This window comes from Longicatena sp. 210702-DFI.1.196, from assembly GCF_020563125.1.
GTDB classification, from domain to species: domain Bacteria; phylum Bacillota_I; class Bacilli_A; order Erysipelotrichales; family Erysipelotrichaceae; genus Longicatena; species Longicatena caecimuris.
In genome coordinates, this window is sequence record NZ_JAJCPX010000020.1 from 33,277 (window position 1) to 52,522 (window position 19,246).

The following is a 19,246-nucleotide window of genomic DNA, read 5'->3' on the forward strand; positions in this document are numbered from 1 at the left end:
GATCGTCCTACTTCTTTCCCAGCTTTTCCACAGCTGCTGTATAAATAGCGATAGAAGTCATTAAATCTTCTAGTTTTACCCCTTCATCTTTTTGATGACATCCTCCGACATATAATCCTTCAGGAATCTCGGTTTTCGGAAACTCAGGTCCAAAGGCGACAAAGTTTTTAAATTTCTTCGCATAGGTACCTCCGCCAATTGTCTTATTTGGTGTAAAGGTGTCCTTGCTGTATTCTTGATATACTTCACTTAATGTACTTACCAAGGTAGATTGTGGATCAACAAACAAAGGTTTTGTATCGTGTTCTAATAGTACATCTAAAGCATATTGACGTTTTTCGGCACTTTTTTTCATATTATCTATGATCAGATTTGCATCCGCATCATTTGGATAACGGATATCAATGGTAATATCCGCCTTTCCATCAGCAATATGAATGATCCCGGTATTCATTGTCAAAAATCCCATATAAGCGCCCTCAATGGCAATATTCAATGGTTTTCCCTGCCAATCATGCAGCAGTGCATACGTATCATACGCAAATTTATCCTGCATAGCACTTCCTACAAAATTCAAGAGATGCAAACCAGCATTTACTCCATTGTATGGCATCGCTGCATGTGCGGATACCCCCTCCATGGTTAAAACAGCTTGTTTTCCATCATAGGCAACACTGCCTTTTAACCCATTCGATTTTAGGTAAAAATCAAACATATCCATATAGGCATCGTTCCATTTATCCACGCATAAACTAGCTTTACCGATGACGATATTTGGACGTTCACCGGCATGCATGCTGGTTATACACGTTTGCACATCGCCTTTTAACCTAACATGCAAGCCGCCTTTTTCACCATAAATCACAGGAAAATCAGCATCGGGTGTAAAGCCCATAGTAGGTATTTCTCCATGTTGTGTATAATACTTCATGCATTCCATTCCCGTTTCTTCATTGCACCCTAAGATCAACATGATCTTGCGATCCAATTGGATACCTTTATCTTTTAACATCTTTAAGGCATAAAAACCCGCCATAGCAGGACCTTTATCATCCAAAGCCCCTCTGCCAAACAAATAGCCTTGTTCAATTTCTCCTCCATAAGGATCTTTGGTCCAGCCATCACCTAAAGGGACAATATCCAAATGTGCTAATACACCAACACTTTCCGTACCTTCACCATAGCTGATCACGCCAGCATAGCCATCATAATCCTTTACTTCAAAGCCTTCCTTACGTCCCAGCTCTAACATATAATCCAAAGCTTTGCGGCACCCTTCGCCAAAAGGAGCACCTGCTCGAGCACTTGCTTTATCTTCTATTGAAGCAATGGCAATCAAGCCTCTTAAATCACGAATAAAATCTTCTTTATATGTTTCCAATTCCTGTAACCAGTTCATGTTTTTCACCTCGCATATTATTTTATCATAAAGCGAATTGAATACCTACGCTTTTTTTCATAAATTTTCATTAAGATGACAAATTGGTTGTAACCTTTGCAGCCCCTTTTTTTGCTGCTTTGTACCTATCGTGTAAGAAATATCCATCCACAAAAAAAAGGACAAGTGTATAACACTGTCCTCACGTATTCACCTTATGATTCTACAGCCGGTGTTTCTTCTTTTTTTGTTTCAACCGTTTCTTCTGCAGGTACTTCATCTTTTTTCACAAGCTGTTTTTCTTCTTTTTTAGGTCTTGGCAATAATGCTTTCGCACTGACATTGACACGTCCGCGATCATCGATTTCCATCACCTTAACTTTTATGGTATCACCAATATTCAGCTTGTCTTCAACCTTTTCAACACGCTCATGACAAATCTTTGAGATATGCAATAAGCCATCTGTACCCGGGAACAGATTTACAAAGGCTCCGAATTTTTCAATACGTACAACCTTACCTTCGTAAATATCACCGACTTTTGCAACACGTACAATGTCACGGATCATATTCGCAGCTTTGGTAATAGCCTCTCGGTTCATATGATAGATGACCACATGTCCATCGTCTTCAATATCAATTTTGACCTCATCGCAAGCTTCGATGATCTTATTAATCATCTTACCATTAGGTCCAATGACTTCGCGAATCTTTTCTGGGTCAATATAGAATTGTTCGATCTTAGGTGCATATGTACCAACATCTTCACGTGGTTTATCAATAGCAGTCATCATATTTTCCAGAATCTGTGCACGCGCACCTTTGGCCTGTGACAAAGCTTCCCGGAAGACATCTTCTGTAATACCAGCAACTTTGATATCCATCTGCAGTGCTGTAATACCTTCACTTGTTCCCGCTACCTTAAAGTCCATATCGCCAAAATGATCTTCCATACCCTGAATATCGGTCAATACGGTATACTTCCCGCTATCCTCGTCCATGATCAAGCCCATTGCAATACCCGCAACAGGTGCCTTAATAGGAACTCCAGCAGCCATCAAAGACATTGTGCCGGCACAGATAGATGCCTGCGAACTAGAACCGTTTGATTCCAAAACTTCCGCTACTGTACGAATCGTATATGGGAATTCTTCTTCACTAGGCAATACCTGTGATAAAGCACGTTCTCCCAAAGCACCATGACCGATTTCACGACGGCCTGGATTGCCCATTCTTCCTGTTTCACCAACAGAATATGGTGGGAAATTGTAATGATGCATAAAACGTTTATATTCTACATCGGTAACATCATCAATGATCTGATTATCATTCATCGGACCTAACGTCGTTACCGATAATACCTGTGTTTCCCCACGTGTAAACAACGCACTGCCATGCACTCTTGGTAAAATATCAACCTGTGAATCCAATGGACGGATTTCATCAATCTTACGTCCATCTGGGCGTACTTTATCTTCAATGATCAAACGACGTACTTCATTTGCCTCAATGCCATGACAGATTTCTTTTACCTGCTTCAAAGCTTTGGCTTTTGCACTCTCTGATGCATATTCTTTTTCTTCAAAGCGAGCTAGCGCTGCTTCTGTTAATTCATCAATCTTACCATAGCGCTCCAATTTCTTTTCAATAGACACCGCTGCGCGAATATCGGCTTCAAAGTTTTCCCGTACTTCCTGATCAATTGCTTCATCTACAGTATACAGTGTTACTTCCATTTTCTCTTTACCGATAGCTGCCGCAATTTCTTCTTGGAAAGCAACTAATTTTTTAATATGTTCATGACCGAACATGATAGCTCCAAGCATAGCGTCTTCATCGACTTCTTTTGCTCCAGCCTCTACCATGTTTACAGCATATTTTGTACCGGCAACAGTCAAGTGAATATCACTTTTTTCTAATTGTTCCGGTGTTGGATTAATGACATATTCGCCATCTACACGTCCAACGATTACTCCGGCAATCGGACCATTGAAAGGAATATCCGATACACATAATGCCAAAGATGCTCCGAACATTGCAGTCATTTCCGGTGTGCATTCCTGATCAACAGAAAGCACCGTATTCACAACCTGTACCTCATTACGGAAACCTTCCGCAAATAAAGGACGAATCGGACGATCGATCATACGAGCCGTCAATGTTGCATGTTCACTAGGTCTTCCTTCTCTTCTTAAAAAGCCTCCGGGAATCTTACCAACAGAATATAGTTTCTCTTCAAATGAAACAGTCAATGGAAAGAAATCGATCCCTTCTTTTGCCTGTTTGCTGGCAGTAGCTGTTGATAAAACAACGGTGTCATTATATCTTACCAGAGCACTTCCTCCGGCCTGTTTTGCTACTTCTCCAGTTTCTACTGTGAGCACCCGCCCACAGAACTCTAAACGAAATGTTTGTTTAGCCACGTTTTTCACCTCTTAATTTTTCTATCTTTTAAATGATATCATAAATTAAACACTTAGGAAAGAAAAAAAGCCGCAAATTCATGCGACTTTCTGTTTCCTTTACAAATAAATTACTTACGCAGTCCTAAGCGAGCGATCAGTTCTTTGTAACGGTTCAGGTCTTTGTTCTTTAAGTATGTTAATAAGTTTCTACGACGACCTACCATTTTCATCAAACCTCTTTGAGAATGGTAATCGTGCTTATGTTCTTTGAAGTGTTCTGTCAGCTGATTGATTCTAGCTGTTAATACAGCGATCTGAACTTCTGGAGAACCTGTATCCCCTTCAAATCTTGCATACTCTTTCATGATTGCCTGTTTTTCGCTTTTTAATAACATGTTATTTCCTCCTGTATTTTCATAATGTTTCATACTGAGTGAGCCGTCGAGGAATACACGTGCAGACCAAGTATAAAACCTTGTTAATAATAGCATACTCCCTACCGTATCGCAAGTGTTTTTCAATATTTTTGCACTTCATTTTATACGTCATTGCATTATTTCTTTGCTCTTTGCAAGCATTTTAATATCCTTTTCTGTATTATCTCTTACCTAAAGTAAAAAACGCTTGATTTTCATGCATATCTTATTTATCCATGTGCTTTATCATCACCTAAAAACTCTACCAACACATCATTCAATAGATGAAAGCCTCTTTCACTTGCCCAAATTTTCTCTTCATCTACTAAAAGCAAGCCTTTCTCTTTTTGTTTTTCGATTATTGACCCATATACTTCGCTGATATCCTTTCCAAAACGCTCAAAAAAAGCTTGTCGGGAAATACCCTGTTTCATTCGTAACGACATCATGATCATCTCAAACATCTGAGCCTTCGTATCTAGCTTTTCATATACTGAAGATGCCCCTTGTTGCAGATAGGTTTCTAAATTGCTTGTGTTTTCATAGCGACCTCGCTTGTCTTTTCCACTAGCTCCACAGCCAATGCCATAAAAATCTTCATATCGCCAGTAAACTTGATTATGTAAAGAGGCATACTTGGGCTTTGCAAAATTGCTGATTTCATATTGTTGAAAACCATATTGTTGTAACAAGGTTATCGCAAGATCATACATATCCGCCTCTATATCCTCATCAATATTCTGTATACCTTGACGACCAAATTCCGAATGAGGTTCTATTGTCAGTCCATACAAAGAAATATGCTGAATGGGAAAGGATGATACGATGGTATGTAAATCTTCCTCCCACATAGCCAAGCTTTGCTTAGGTAAACCATAGATCATGTCAATAGAAATATTATGAATACCATGTGCATGAATACGTTTTATACAAGCAAGGACATCTTCGCTCGTATGATGACGATGCATCTGATTCAGCAAAGATGGTTGCAAGCTTTGCACTCCCAGAGAAATACGATTCACGCCATAACGCTGACATATATCTAACTTTTCATCCGTTAAGGATTCAACATTGGCCTCGATCGTATATTCGTTTACTTCTTTTGTATAAGGAACTAGTAAGGATAATAGTGTTTCCAGTTGTTGCGGCTGTAATGCACTCGGTGTCCCACCACCAATATACATCGTCGTTAGCGGTGATAACTTTTTTATCGTCAATTCCTTTGCTATCGCCGCCAACCATTTTTCGGCAAGCCCAACATGATAACGGCATCGAAAAAAATCACAATAGGCGCAGATATCCTGACAAAATGGCACATGTAAATAAGCAGCTTTGCACATAAGGTTCCTCCTTAAAAAGCAATTAATAGGTCAACATCGTTAATTTCAAATGTTCACTCACATAATGAATGATCTGTGAGCAGGTTGGCTTGGTATTATAGACGCAGATTAATTCCGGACAATGACGATACGCATAGGCAATCGCTGTACGCATACATTTTTCAACACGTATTTGGGTCGTAGCATGAACTTTTGCCACCATAGCGTATAAGGTCCCCATCTTTAACTGTAACGGATCTTCCTGCTGTGAAAATAAAATCGCAGCGGTACGTAAATAATTATAGCCTTTTAAGTGCGCCGGCAGGCCAAGTTCTTCCAGGATCCTGCCAGCCACACTTTCCGAGGTCCAGTTGCCATTTTCCACAAGCTTATGATAGCGATTCTTGCTATGGATGGCTTCCATCAATTCATGAGGATTATAAGGTTTTGCTAAAAAAGTATGTAGATCATATTGTGCCATAAGTTGAAAAACATCGCTATCCATTTCATCAAACATCATGATAATTTGCAAATTCACTAACGCTTCGCTCAGCGCAATTTCTTCTAATAAATATTTCGCCTTTTGCTGGTCGATGGCATAACGCATGATAAAAATATCTGCATCTTGTTGTATGAGTTCTGTGGCAGACTGTGGAATGGATGTGGTAATACCAACGATTTTAAGATCTTGTTCCTCCATGCTCATATCCATAACTTGTTTCAGCAATACAATGTCATCCAGACAAACATACACTCTTGCCATTGTTTTATTCCCCTTTATCAGCTGTTTATATAATACACAAATTTACGACCGACTTTTTCTTTGGTATACCAACCTAAAGCTGCCAAGCCATCCATAGAAGTGCGGGCTGTTTCATAACATACATCATGTTCTTGCATACATTGGGCAATCGTATAATAATGATGTGCTTCATGATGCTTTGCATAAAAGGCGGCCTGTATCAAGGACATTGCCGGACATACTTCTTGTAAAGTTTGAGCATCATAGGTAAGAAATTGCCGGCTTTTCCGTTTTAATGATACCATTCTGTTTGAAATTTGCAACTGTAAATCTTCAAGAAACCTTAGCAGCGCATAGGTCAAATCGTGTTCCTGATGTTCGATCAGTATATCACGATATAGCGATTGCAATAATTCCCCATCTCCTAAACCACAAAGTCCTTCACAACGCAACATGAGTTCAGCTGCTCGTAAAAGCGATTCCTTATGTTCTTGCAAGAGAAAAAATAAACGTAATATCACATGGATAGATGTATTACAGATCAGCTGTACATACATTTGAGGAATCGCTATATGAAAGCATTTCACTGTTTCTGATATATCACAGGGCCATTGCTGCTCGATATAAAAGCGCTGTGCCTGTGTTAATGTAGATGAATGTGTTGGTTTCTTATGCCGTTGTTGATATTGCAGAAGTAGCCTTTCACAAAAGGAAAGCTTTTGTATTACATATGGGTTTAAGGTAACATAGTATGGTTTTTCTTTATATGGTGTAAAACGAAAGATTCGTCGATATTCTTGAATTTGTTGCCATACGCTTTCCAATACGACGCCTGATAATTCTTTCCTTAATTCCTCTTTCTTGATATATTGATCTTCACTATATGTCCTTGTTGTTTCAAACATACCATCACTCTCCAAGGCAATAGTGTAGCATGTTTTTACAGGAATCCTCAAAGTTTCGACAAAACTAGCGAAAAACAGACCTTTTACAGCCTGTTTTTCTTATCTTCCTCGTATTATGTATACGCATAAGTGATATGTTAGCTTATTTTAAGATTCATCATCCATAGATAGAACCGCCATAAATGCTTCCTGTGGAACCTCCACACTGCCTACCGCCTTCATCCGTTTCTTTCCTTCTTTTTGTTTCTCTAATAATTTTTTCTTACGGGAAATATCCCCACCATAACATTTAGCCAAGACATTTTTGCGTAAAGATTTAATATCTGCACGAGCAATGATTTTCCCATTGATTGCTGCCTGAATAGGAATTTCAAATTGCTGTTTAGGAATCAATTTCTTTAATTTTTCACAAATAGCTCTTCCTCTTGGATATGCAAACTCCCGATGCACAATGCTGCTTAAGGCATCGACAACTTCTCCATTTAACAAAATATCCATCTTCGCTAACTTATTGGGCTGATAACCGATTAATTCATAATCAAAGGATGCATAGCCCTTCGTACAAGATTTCAGTTTATCAAAGAAATCATAAACAATTTCTCCTAAAGGTAATTCATAAATCAGATTCATTCTCGTATCATCAATATACACCATATCCGTATAATTGCCACGCTTGCGCTGACACAGTTCCATGATTGCCCCGACATATTCTTTTGGTGTCATGATGCTGGCTTTGACAAACGGCTCTTCAATATGGTCAATTTTCTGCACATCAGGTAACAGGCTTGGATTATCAATAGCAAGCATGCTGCCATCTGTCAGATAAGCATGATAGACAACTGAAGGTGCGGTTGCAATCAGATCAATATGATATTCACGCTCAATGCGTTCTTGGACAACATCCATATGTAGTAAACCCAAGAAACCACAACGAAAACCAAAACCTAAAGCCTGTGAAGTTTCCGCTTCAAATTGCAAAGAAGCATCATTTAATTGTAATTTTTCCAAAGCATCACGAAGATCATTATATTTTGCCGAATCAATCGGATATAAACCACAATATACCATAGGGTTCATTTCCCGATATCCATGCAGTGGTGCACTAGCAGGATATTCGACATTGGTTATGGTATCACCGACACGCACATCTTGAATGGATTTGATTGACGCACATAACCAACCAACTTCTCCACATTCCAAACTGTCTTTCTTGACCTCTTTCGGTGTACGTACACCACATTCCAACACTTCATACTCTGCATCACTCGCCATAAAACGCACCTTATCACCAACGCGAATACGACCTTCCTTTACCCGCACAAAGGCAATGACACCACGATAGGCATCATAAACAGAATCAAATACCAAGGCCTGTAAAGGCGCATTAGGATCACCCTTTGGTGCCGGTACATTGGCTACGATATCTTCTAACACATCACGTATATGCAAGCCATTTTTAGCTGAGATCAATGGTGCACAAGAAGCATCCAAACCAATCACATCTTCAATTTCTTTTTTAACGACATCCGGTTGTGCACTAGGTAAATCTATCTTGTTGATGACAGGTAAAATTTCTAAGTCATTATCCAATGCTAAATACACATTTGCCAGTGTCTGTGCCTCAATTCCCTGAGCCGCATCTACGACTAAAACAGCACCTTCGCAAGCTGCTAAAGAACGAGATACTTCATAAGTAAAATCGACATGACCTGGTGTATCAATCAAATGAAAAATATAAGTCTTTCCGTTTAATGCTGTATATTGCAGCTGTACGGCATTTAGTTTAATGGTGATGCCACGTTCACGTTCCAGATCCATCGTATCCAACAGCTGTTCTTTCATTTCTCTTTGCTCAACGGTTTCCGTCAATTCCAAAATACGATCCGCAAGCGTTGATTTTCCATGATCAATGTGGGCGATGATGGAAAAATTACGTATATATTTTTGTTCCACAGGTATCACTCCTAACAACACAGACCTAATTATAACAGAGTTTTAATGGGATGCAAACAGAAATTGTGCAGGCGTTCTTGACGAAAGCGCACAGGCAGTGCTATAGTTATGTTTGTAAAGGATGAGAGAGCATCTCTTACACGAAAAAGAGCCATCTAGTTTGTATGCAGATAGCTCTTTTTTTCTTATTCTAGCAGATGCCTATAATACTCATACAAAGAACTTCCATCCATCATGAATCGATTGATCTATCTTTATACATCACGCACAGGATGAATACATACCCCCTTTGACGAGGCAATGATACATAGATTGTCTTCATCATGGAAGTAACCGGTTTGGACGATAGCAGCAAAAGACATAAGAAAGGTATGTGCCTGTGCCAACGTTACTTGCTTCGGCACGAAAACATCAAGAATATAATGCTGATTATCTGTCAGAAAAGGTTGTGTTTCGGCCATACGCAAACTCGTTTTATAACCATGTTCGTTAAGCATATGGCGCGTATGAGCAAGTGTAAAAGGCAGAACCTCAACTGGCAAAGCATAACAATGACAGTCATCAACCAGTTTTTCATCGTCGCAAATCCAAATCGTCTTATCGGCCCATTGAAATAACATTTTTTCTCTAACCAAAGCTCCACCACCGCCTTTGATGATATCGCCATGATGATTCAAGACATCAAAGCTGTCTACATAAACATCTAATGTTTGTACATACGTATCTGCCAGCAAAGGGATCTGATATTGCTTCGCCCATTGCTGCGTACATAGCGAGCTTGCCATTGCCCGAATTTGTAATCCTTTGGCACATCGTTGTTGCAATGCTTGTAAAAAGTAATTAACTGTTGTTCCACTTCCTAAGCCGATATGCATGCCATCTTTTAGATACGCTATAGCCGCTAGCGCTGCCTGTTTTTTCTTTTCTTCCTTTGTCATAAGATTATTCTCCTTGCGGCTGCATAGTGAAGAGTTCATAACTTGCTTGAGGTCCTTCACTGCCAGATGGATAGATATATACAGGAAGCTGCGCGTTTTCATAACGCTCTTTCAATGCATCGACATAGGCCCAGCTTGTTTCAATTTGATCCCAGCTGGAAAACCAGGATGTATCTGCATGCCAAACTGCCTGCAATAAGCGTTCATATGCTTCTGGTGTATTGATGCGATGAATATCGCTACAACTTTGACAAAAATCCATACTCACTGGCAAAATTTCTTCACTGTTCCCTGGCTTTTTAATGTTAAAACGTACATAAACTCCTTCGGTCGGCTGAATCTTGATGATTAATACATTTGGTTCCACATTAGGAAATGGAGCCTTAAAGGTAATGACAACTTCCATTTCTCGTTTATTCAGTTTCTTACCGGTACGAATCAGAAACGGTGTGTTTTGCCAACGTTCATTATCAATATATAAACGCAATGCCGCAAACGTTTCAGTCGTGGAATCATGTGCGACATGAGCTTCTTTTTGGTAACCAAAATATTGACCTAGTACCATAGTATCCTGTATATTCAGCTGATCTACGGGACGTAGTTGTTGTAGAAGCGTAAGCTGCTTCTCATGCAAATCTTCTTGGGTAAAGGCTTCTAAAGGTTCCATGGCGAGGATACTGAGAATTTGAAACAAATGATTTTGAACCATGTCTTTTAATGCTCCGCTTTGATCATAATAGGTACCACGCGTTTCTACTCCGACTTCCTCCATAGCAGATATTTGTACATGAGCAATACATTCATGATTCCAAACATTAGCAAATAATGGATTCAAAAAACGAATCGTTTGAATGTTACGCACCATTTCTTTGCCTAGATAATGGTCAATATGATAAATATGACTTGCCTTGAAGAACGATTCCAATTGTTCATTTAAGCGTTTGGCACTCTTGCGATCTTCTCCAAAAGGCTTTTCTATGACCACTCTGCCTTGTTTTGCATGCGGCACACGAAGCAATCCTTGGGCAATCGTTGAAAAGAATCGAGGAGCGACAGCAAAGTAGAAAATATGCTGTGTATCCTGATGTTGTTTGTAGAAGGCAGCCAGTGTATCATAAGCCTCCTCTTTCGTAAAATCCATACATACATAAGATATCTTTTCACAAAACGATTGAAAAAGGGTTTCACGATATGGCAATCGCGCAAATTGCATTACCCAGTCTTTTATGATCGTACAATACTGTTCATGATCATAGGGTCGTCTGCCAAGCACAACAATCTTCGCATGCTGAAAAGCTTGATTGGCATATAAATTATAAAAAGCCGGTAATAATTTGCGATACGCTAAATCCCCAGTGCCTCCAAAAATCGTAAACGTGACTTGTTCATTCATGATCTCTCCTCCATTCATGATGAAAACTTCCTGACATATCACATCTTTCGAATGTATGTGCGCCAAAATAATCACGCTGCGCCTGAATCAGATTGGCACCGCTATGAGATGAGCGAAACATATCCAAGTAACTGACAGCATTTGCCATCGCCGGAATTGCCAGACCCTGTGTGATTGACATGGCTACCATATCACGCAAAGCTTGCTGATGTGTCTGCAATTGTTTGGCAAAGAAAGGATCAAATAGAAGGTGCGATGCTGGATTCTCTTTAGTAAAGGCCTGTTGAATATCGTTCAAAAAACGTGCCTGAATAATACAGCCAGCCCGGAAAATAGCGGCTATCTCACCTAATGCCAGCTGCCAATCATATTGTGAAGAAGCATGTGCTAACAAAGCAAACCCCTGTGCATAGGCAAGTATCTTTCCTGCATATAACGCCTGGCGTACAGTTTCTACAAATGCATCATTTTTTCTTTGCAAAGGTTTTCTGTCGGGATAAAGGATTTGCGCTTGATGACGCTGTGCTAACAAATTTGACATGACACGAGCATTACAGGAAGCCGTAATCATGGAAACATCCACTCCCTGTTTCAATGCTTCTATGCTTGTCCAGCGTCCAGTCCCTTTCTGTGCAGCACTATCTACAATAACATCTAGCAAATCCTGAGAGGAACGATCATCTGAAGCAAGAAAAATATCTGCTGTTATACGGATAAGAAAGCTCTCTAATTCGTCGGCATTCCATTCTTTAAAAATTTTTGCGATTTCCGTATTTGTATAGCCACCTATATATTTTAATTGTAAATACGCTTCACTGATCAATTGCATATCAGCATATTCAATTCCATTGTGGACCATTTTCACATAATGTCCTGCTCCATTTTCTCCTATATACGTACAACACGGCTTCCCATCACTTGCCTTAGCCGCTATTGTTTCTAAGATAGGGCGTATTTTATCATAGGCCTGCTTATTTCCACCGGGCATAATACTAGGGCCAAAGCGGGCACCTTCTTCACCGCCGGATACACCTACTCCAAAATAATGCAAACCATTTTTGCGTAATGCTTGTTCTCTTCGTATCGTATCCTCAAAAAATGAATTACCACCATCTAAAATGATATCCCCTTCCTCTAATAAATCCACTAACTGTTCTATCACCATATCCACTGCTTTACCGGCCTTTACCATCAGCATTACTTTCCTTGGCTTTTTCAGTGCCGCAACACAATCTTTTAATTCCTTATAAATGTGTATATGAGGATGAGGGTGGTTTTTAGCCATCTGCTCACTAACCGCATAACTACGATTATACGCAGCCACAGCAAAGCCGTGATCTGCCATATTCAACGCTAAACTTCTTCCCATGACGGCTAAGCCGATCACAGCGATATCCTGTTGTTTCATTTAACTTTCCTCCTGTTCAAATACGATACAAACACCTTCCTGTACATGTAATTTTGCACGTAATGGCTGTATTAAACCGCTTTTTTCATCTCTTTCAAAAACACGGATGTCATGACTGAAACGATGTATGACAAAGACAAAACGTCCATCCTTTGACAGTTGCATATCACGAGGATGATCTCCCATAGTCGATAAACGTTGAACGATACGTTTCGCTTTTCTGTCGAATACGATGATCTGGTTGACTTCTCGTAAAGTGATATACAAGAATTTTTCCCGTGCATCTATACGTATAGCGGCAGCTGCTGCTTTTTGATTTTGTGTATCCCAAAGTTTCTGGACAACTTGCACATTCCCTTGCATCTTTTCATTCATATGACACATAAATAACTCATTGCTTAATTCACTGACGACATACAAGTACTTATTCTTGGTAAAGACGCCATGCCGCGGTCCACTATGCGCAGGGAAAGGCAAAATGTGAACACAGGCAAAATCTTTTCGACGATCAAACACATATATGGCATCCAATAATAAACATGGCACAAGCAGATAATTTTCCTGTAATAAAACCTGATGACACCCTGCTGCTTCTTGAATATAAATACGTTTGATCAAAGGCAGATCTTGAACCTTTTTATAAACTGATATCGTACCTTCATGATAATTAGCTGTATAAATATAGCTATCATCCTGCGTAATAAAACACGATGTTTTGGTTTCACTCAAATGTGTCATTGTTTTATCGCAAGAAATGTCCCATAAAGTGATTCCCGCAGCATTTCTACGACATACCGCTGCCAATTTCTTGTTAACATAAGAGAGATATTTGGCATCTTCAAAGCCAGGAAGCTCTTTGCGCTTTGTGAATTGCTTCGTAGTCTCATCAAAGCAAAACTGTATCAGACATTGGCTTTGTTCACTGGCATAGCTTCCTGCATAACCTTTGATCATCTTACACACTCCTTTCTGTAGTGACTTTACTTTTTAAAGTATCTATCTATATCCTATCATAGTGTCACCACATACACTATTCATATGCTCTGGAAACCTTTACCAGCATCGCATAAAAAAAGATTTCCACTCAAACACAATTGTTGTGCTGAATCGAAATCAATGAATCTTATTATTCGCAGATACAACCGATAAGCTGTTTCCCCATTCCATTATAGAAGGATTTGGCATCTACTTTGGCTTTCCCTTCCATTTGAATCCTATCGACCAGAATATATCCATCTTTTGCCGCAATCGCATAACCATGTTCTAGCCAGCCAATGATTTCACCTGGTGTATAGGAATGGTCACAACGCATCATGCGCACTTTATGAAATTTTATCTTTTTCCCCTTCACAATCGCATTTCCTACTGGGAAAGGTATTAACCCACGTATATGATCGTATACCTTTTGGACATCCTCTTGAAAATTGATGTGCTCTTCTTCTTTTTGAATCGTATATGCAAATGTTGCCTCTTCTTCCTTTTGTTCTACAAAGATGGCACTGCCATCAATAATTTTCGGTATACTTTCACTTAATAAATCAGCACCGGCAACAGCAAGTTTCTCATATAAATCACCGGTCGTATCCTCTTGTGTAATCGCAACACGACACTGTGCCATAACCGCACCGGCATCCATTTTCTTCACCATCCGCATAATCGACATGCCACTTTCCTTATCACCTTCTATAATAGCTTTATGAATAGGAGCTCCCCCACGCCATTTTGGCAATAAAGAAGCATGTACATTTATGCTGCCATAAGTTGGGGCATCCAGTAACACTTGAGGAATAAACTGTCCATACGCACATGTAACAATCAGATCCATATCTAGTTTTAATAATTCTTGATATTCTGAACGAATAGACAATGGCTGATAAATCGGCAAATGGTTGGCAAGTGCACATTGTTTGACCTCTGACATTTTTAACTGCTGTTTTCTTCCGGCTTTTTTATCCGGTTGGGTAACAACTCCAATGACATCATAACCATCTTTTAATAAACGCTTTAACATCACTTGCGCAATGTCCGGTGTTCCCATAAATAAGATTTTTATCATTAACATCACCTCTGCTGTGGGTATTATAGCATGTTTTCAGTTACGTTTCATCTAATTTAGTAAGGAGTCAAACAAAGACGAAAGCACTTCCACTCCACCATGCAACGTATCAACGACAAAAGCACTGCCATACTTCGCCATGCGACTTGCTTTATTATCTTCCTTATCTTGTAAATGTACCTTCGTATTTTTAGGAGTAATCCTTTTATGCTGTGCTATAGTATCCTCAAAAGCTTCAACCTCTGCCTCGATGGAAGGAACTTTTTCATCCTGTTTTTGGACATAGCCTCCTAAGCCTACTAGTATGAGAATCAATATCGCATCCGCTAAAAACCGTTTCATGTTACCATCCCTTCTTCATTAGCTCATCAATACCCTGTGCAACAATACCTAAAGTGTTTTTTACTTCTTCAAATGTATTATAATCACTTCCACATTCCATTAACACGATACCTTTATGGACATATTGATTATAGTAAGCCTCTTGTCTGGTCATGACATGCTTCATAATACCATTTTTCCGCTTGTTGACCATGTCGGTTAGTGTCGTCGATATTTTGGTAGCGCTCTTTACATTCGAAGAACTGCCAGCCACGACCATCATTGCCTTTGCATACGTCTTATTGCCAATCTTGATATAGCTATACGCTCTTGGAACACTATCACGATGTAGATCAATGCATAAATCAAAACCACCATAATTCACCAATGCATCATTAAGATATTTATTGGATACGGTATATAGATCATTATAGGTTAACCCATGCGTATTACAATATGCATTAAAATCATTTGTTTCCAAAACAACCTTATATCCCTTTTTTTCTAAATGTCCTGCTAGGATCACAGCTGCATCCATGACTGTTTTACCACCTTGATACTTTTCATCCTGATGGGTATTGTAGATGTATATTTTCTTACCATTTGAAGGGACATTTTGTTTTTTATCCGTAGATGCATCCGAACTATTTTCCTTTTTTTCCTGTTTATTGTCACCAGGTACGATCATAGGATCCTCAAGTGTTGTTTCAACTTTAATTTCATCTTTGGGCAACGTCAAATTCTCGTTATAACTCCAAACATTGAGCTGTTTTTTTAACGAAATATCTTGTGCAACCACCTGTTGATGATAGATCAGATTATGCATGAAATCCTGCGAGTTTTCAAAACAATTTAACAAGCCATCATAAAACGGTGTCACATAAAGAAAGAGAACTAGCATTGCCAGTTTGACTATGATCTTGGCTGTATTTTTCATAAAAAGCACTCCCTTCTCTATACTTTATGAGAAGAAAGTGCGTATCATGTTGGGAAACCATCTTCTAATTTCGACAGTATTTGCTTATAGCTTTAAAAAATCAGGGTGAAGAAAACGATTTAAACTTTGTGATACAATATAGATCAAATGTTTTAATTCATCATCCATTGATTTTGGGGTGACAACAAGATCTAAATGTTTATTGCCATAAACACTTTCCAATATTGCTTCTCGATTAATTTCCGCTTGATCAAGAGCTTCGTTTAAGATTGCCCCGATACTTGTAACGGTGGCAACTCCAATAGCAATCACTGGCACATGTAAGGAATCTTCATTCAATGCCATGCGATGATTGCCAACACCACTTCCCGGTTGGATCCCGGTATTGTTAATTTGAATGACGCGATTGATACGGTTTAAGTTCCGCGTAGCTAACGCATCGATTGCGATCACCAAATCTGGTTTGTATAAAGCTGTCACACTTTGAACGATCGATAATGACTCCAATCCGGTCTGCCCCATGACTCCTGGCTGCAGCACTGCTACATTACGCGTTCCTTTCAACATTCGCGACGATTGTTGTGCATAAAGATGTGCTGTCACCAGAATTTCATTCGCTACTCCAGGGCCTAAAGCATCACTGGTAATAAAACGATTTCCTAAACCAACAACGAGTATCTTCTTCATCTTGATGTTCATATTGGCACTCATATGTTGTAAGTTTTCCAAAATAGCATCCACCATTTGCTCTCTTATATCGTGATCATACAAATCCTTACATTCAATGGAAACATAATCACCTTTCGCTTTTCCTAATTCATTTTCATCCAGCAATACTTTGATATAATTGCTTTTGATATTGGCATTTTGTTTTTCAATATGTTCATACGTTTTCGATCGGATATCGGCGCTCAATATCTCATCGGCAAAATCGCTACGTATCTGATAACTTTTGCCCATATTCATCACCTCTACCATAGTATGGAAATTTTTATCGTCCTTATTGCTTTTTTAAATTCTTTTTGTTATAATTTACTGGCAATTAGAATTTAGGAGGTGCAATATGCCACAGATCCAGTCTCAGAAAAAACGTGTAAAAACTAATAACAAGAGAAACCTGGCTGTTAACGCTCAGAAATCAGCTCTGAAAACAGCTATCAAAAACGTTCTGTCTGCTGTTGAAGCAAACGACAAGGAAGCTGCAGTTGCTGCCCTGAACACAGCAAACTCTAAGTTAGATAAAGCAGTTGCCAAGGGAATCCAGCACAGAAACTATGCCGTTAGACAGAAATCACGTTTAGCTAAAGCAGTTAACTCCATTGCTGCATAATGTCGATCGTAAGATCGATTTTTTTTATTCTCGAAAAAGAGTTGTACTTTTGCTATCCAGTTTAGTAAAATAGAACTAATGAGGTATGATAAAATCTCATTTAAGAGGAAAGCAATCAGTGAACTCACATCTTCATCTTTTATAAATGATATCAACCGTTATCAACCGCGGTGAGAAAGGTTGATAGAAAGGAAATGTATATTGTAAGTATGACTGCTTTGATGCGTTATGTACAATATATCAAGTGAACGTATATGAAAAAATTAGGCGTCCTATTGTTGTGTGCGGGTTTATTACTAAGTGGGTGTTCATCAGCTGTTAAAGAGCCAATAGCTGCAACAGCTGAAACCATGAAGATGTATCAATGTGGCAGAGATCATCTGGATAAGAAAATACAACCTTCTTATGATGCTGTCTTACAAGGATATAAAAATTTAGATAAAGAAATTATCTTAAAAAATGTTACGATTTCTGACGTGAATGATATTCATGCAGCTATTAAGATGGATCATCCTGAACTTTATTATCTTGAAGACAGTTTTGATTATGTAACAGATAAAAACGAATATGAAAGCAAAGCTACGTATTTATTCTTAAAACCAAGTTATCGTATGATCAAAAGTGAAATCGAAAGTCGTGATAAAGAAATCAAGCAAGTAACAGAAAAAATAATCAATACTGCAAAAAAGAAAAAAAGCGATTATGAAAAAGTAAAATATGTATATGATTATTTAATCGATCATACCTCCTATGATGAAAAAGCCAAAGAGAATCAGAATATATTAAGCACCTTTCTTGAACATAAAACGGTTTGTGCCGGTTATGCAAAAGGTATGCAATATTTATTGAATCAGATAGGTGTTCCCTGCACGTATATCACCGGTTTTACACGACCGGACAAAAGAGATGTATCCCATGCATGGAACATGGTAAAAATGGATGGCAATTACTATTATATGGATGTTACCAATGGGGATATGTTAAATAATACAAAAGAATCACGATATATGTATTTTGCTATGACCAAGAAACAGATTCTTGCGGAAAATCGACCATTCACAGATGATTATATGGAAGACACACCTTCCCGCAAAGATTCTTACTTCATGAAAGAAGGAGCTTATTTCACTTCTTGTGATAAGCAGCAGATGACAAAGCTTATCCAAAAAAGTGCAAACAAAGGATATCGTTTGGTTTTCCAATGTTCCAGCAAAGCATTAGGTGAACAACTCGATCAGATGCTGACAGCGAATAACTTTATTTTTAATATGACTGGATATGATTATTATGCTTATTATCGTTACGAAGATACCAACACTTATATTTATGTACCAGATCATCAAAAGCTTTAATCCTTCTATTACACATTCATGATAACACGCATATGAAAAAGGTCCCTACACGCACCGTTTGATGAAACATTGGTGGTTGAAGAGGACCTTTTTTTATGGGATATTTAAATTATCGTGGGGATAAAACCTGCCTCTAAATTATCATGGGGTTTACAGAGAGCTTACCTTTAAACTATTGTGGGGTGGGTTCTTTTGTTCATTTCACAAAAAAACCTTTCGTTGTAGAATATCATTGTCAAACATTATTCTTAACGAAAGGAGTGGTTTTCCACTATGGATATTATAACAGATTTATTGAATATACCTCAAGAAGATGTTTTATCCTCTTCCTCTTCTCAAAGTGAAAACGGTTCTTTGATTATCGACATTACTCTCGTATCTAAAAAGTTTAGC

At 38.7% G+C, this 19,246-nt stretch carries 17 protein-coding genes; 2 read left to right on the forward strand and 15 right to left on the reverse strand.

Annotated elements, in window-relative coordinates; translation table 11 throughout:
- Positions 1-7: 7 nt before the first annotated feature.
- The 15 genes from pepV to gpr form a co-directional block, all read right to left on the reverse strand.
- Positions 8-1,399 (reverse strand): dipeptidase PepV, encoded by a 1,392-nt coding sequence (pepV, locus tag LI241_RS09550; protein ID WP_008688606.1) that lies wholly within the window; start codon positions 1,397-1,399, stop codon positions 8-10.
- A 194-nt stretch (positions 1,400-1,593) separates the two neighbouring features.
- Positions 1,594-3,801, reverse strand: a complete 2,208-nt coding sequence (gene pnp, locus LI241_RS09555) for a polyribonucleotide nucleotidyltransferase (RefSeq protein ID WP_008688607.1) — start codon at positions 3,799-3,801, stop codon at positions 1,594-1,596.
- A 110-nt stretch (positions 3,802-3,911) separates the two neighbouring features.
- Entirely contained in the window at positions 3,912-4,178 is a 267-nt protein-coding gene (gene rpsO, locus LI241_RS09560) for a 30S ribosomal protein S15 (RefSeq protein ID WP_008688610.1), read from the reverse strand.
- A gap of 251 nt (positions 4,179-4,429) precedes the next feature.
- On the reverse strand, positions 4,430-5,539 hold the full coding sequence (gene hemW / locus LI241_RS09565) for a radical SAM family heme chaperone HemW (protein WP_008688614.1): 1,110 nt from the start codon (positions 5,537-5,539) through the stop codon (positions 4,430-4,432).
- Positions 5,540-5,561: 22 nt separating this feature from the next.
- Positions 5,562-6,281: a sporulation initiation factor Spo0A C-terminal domain-containing protein gene (locus tag LI241_RS09570; protein WP_008688616.1), complete on the reverse strand. Its 720-nt coding sequence runs from the start codon at positions 6,279-6,281 to the stop codon at positions 5,562-5,564.
- Positions 6,282-6,298: 17 nt separating this feature from the next.
- Positions 6,299-7,165, reverse strand: a complete 867-nt coding sequence (locus LI241_RS09575) for a hypothetical protein (RefSeq protein ID WP_008688617.1) — start codon at positions 7,163-7,165, stop codon at positions 6,299-6,301.
- Positions 7,166-7,312: 147 nt separating this feature from the next.
- Positions 7,313-9,118 (reverse strand): translation elongation factor 4, encoded by a 1,806-nt coding sequence (lepA, locus tag LI241_RS09580; RefSeq protein ID WP_008688619.1) that lies wholly within the window; start codon positions 9,116-9,118, stop codon positions 7,313-7,315.
- A 254-nt stretch (positions 9,119-9,372) separates the two neighbouring features.
- Positions 9,373-10,056 carry a ribose-5-phosphate isomerase RpiA gene (gene rpiA / locus LI241_RS09585; protein WP_008688621.1) on the reverse strand — a complete coding sequence of 228 codons (684 nt, stop codon included), beginning with the start codon at positions 10,054-10,056 and terminating at the stop codon, positions 9,373-9,375.
- 4 nt (positions 10,057-10,060) lie between these two features.
- A complete protein-coding gene (gene zwf / locus LI241_RS09590; RefSeq protein ID WP_008688623.1) occupies positions 10,061-11,449 on the reverse strand; it encodes a glucose-6-phosphate dehydrogenase in 1,389 nt (462 codons plus the stop codon).
- The gene (gndA, locus tag LI241_RS09595) at positions 11,442-12,857 is read right to left on the reverse strand and encodes an NADP-dependent phosphogluconate dehydrogenase (protein WP_008688625.1); all 1,416 of its coding nucleotides are present in this window, start codon (positions 12,855-12,857) and stop codon (positions 11,442-11,444) included. Before gndA ends, zwf begins: the two co-directional genes overlap by 8 nt.
- A complete protein-coding gene (locus tag LI241_RS09600) occupies positions 12,858-13,811 on the reverse strand; it encodes a beta-propeller fold lactonase family protein (RefSeq protein WP_008688626.1) in 954 nt (317 codons plus the stop codon).
- Positions 13,812-13,983: 172 nt separating this feature from the next.
- On the reverse strand, positions 13,984-14,913 hold the full coding sequence (gene fmt / locus LI241_RS09605; RefSeq protein WP_008688628.1) for a methionyl-tRNA formyltransferase: 930 nt from the start codon (positions 14,911-14,913) through the stop codon (positions 13,984-13,986).
- 51 nt (positions 14,914-14,964) lie between these two features.
- On the reverse strand, positions 14,965-15,255 hold the full coding sequence (locus tag LI241_RS09610; RefSeq protein WP_008688630.1) for a hypothetical protein: 291 nt from the start codon (positions 15,253-15,255) through the stop codon (positions 14,965-14,967).
- A gap of 1 nt (position 15,256) precedes the next feature.
- Positions 15,257-16,171, reverse strand: a complete 915-nt coding sequence (locus LI241_RS09615) for a stage II sporulation protein P (RefSeq protein WP_008688632.1) — start codon at positions 16,169-16,171, stop codon at positions 15,257-15,259.
- Between the two features lie 84 nt (positions 16,172-16,255).
- On the reverse strand, positions 16,256-17,131 hold the full coding sequence (gene gpr / locus LI241_RS09620) for a GPR endopeptidase (RefSeq protein WP_008688634.1): 876 nt from the start codon (positions 17,129-17,131) through the stop codon (positions 16,256-16,258).
- A 103-nt stretch (positions 17,132-17,234) separates the two neighbouring features.
- Between gpr and rpsT the strand changes: the two genes are divergently transcribed.
- A complete protein-coding gene (gene rpsT, locus LI241_RS09625) occupies positions 17,235-17,501 on the forward strand; it encodes a 30S ribosomal protein S20 (protein ID WP_008688635.1) in 267 nt (88 codons plus the stop codon).
- A gap of 254 nt (positions 17,502-17,755) precedes the next feature.
- Complete coding sequence (locus LI241_RS09630) at positions 17,756-18,853, forward strand: transglutaminase domain-containing protein (RefSeq protein WP_008688638.1); 1,098 nt, start codon at positions 17,756-17,758, stop codon at positions 18,851-18,853.
- Positions 18,854-19,246: the final 393 nt, after the last annotated feature.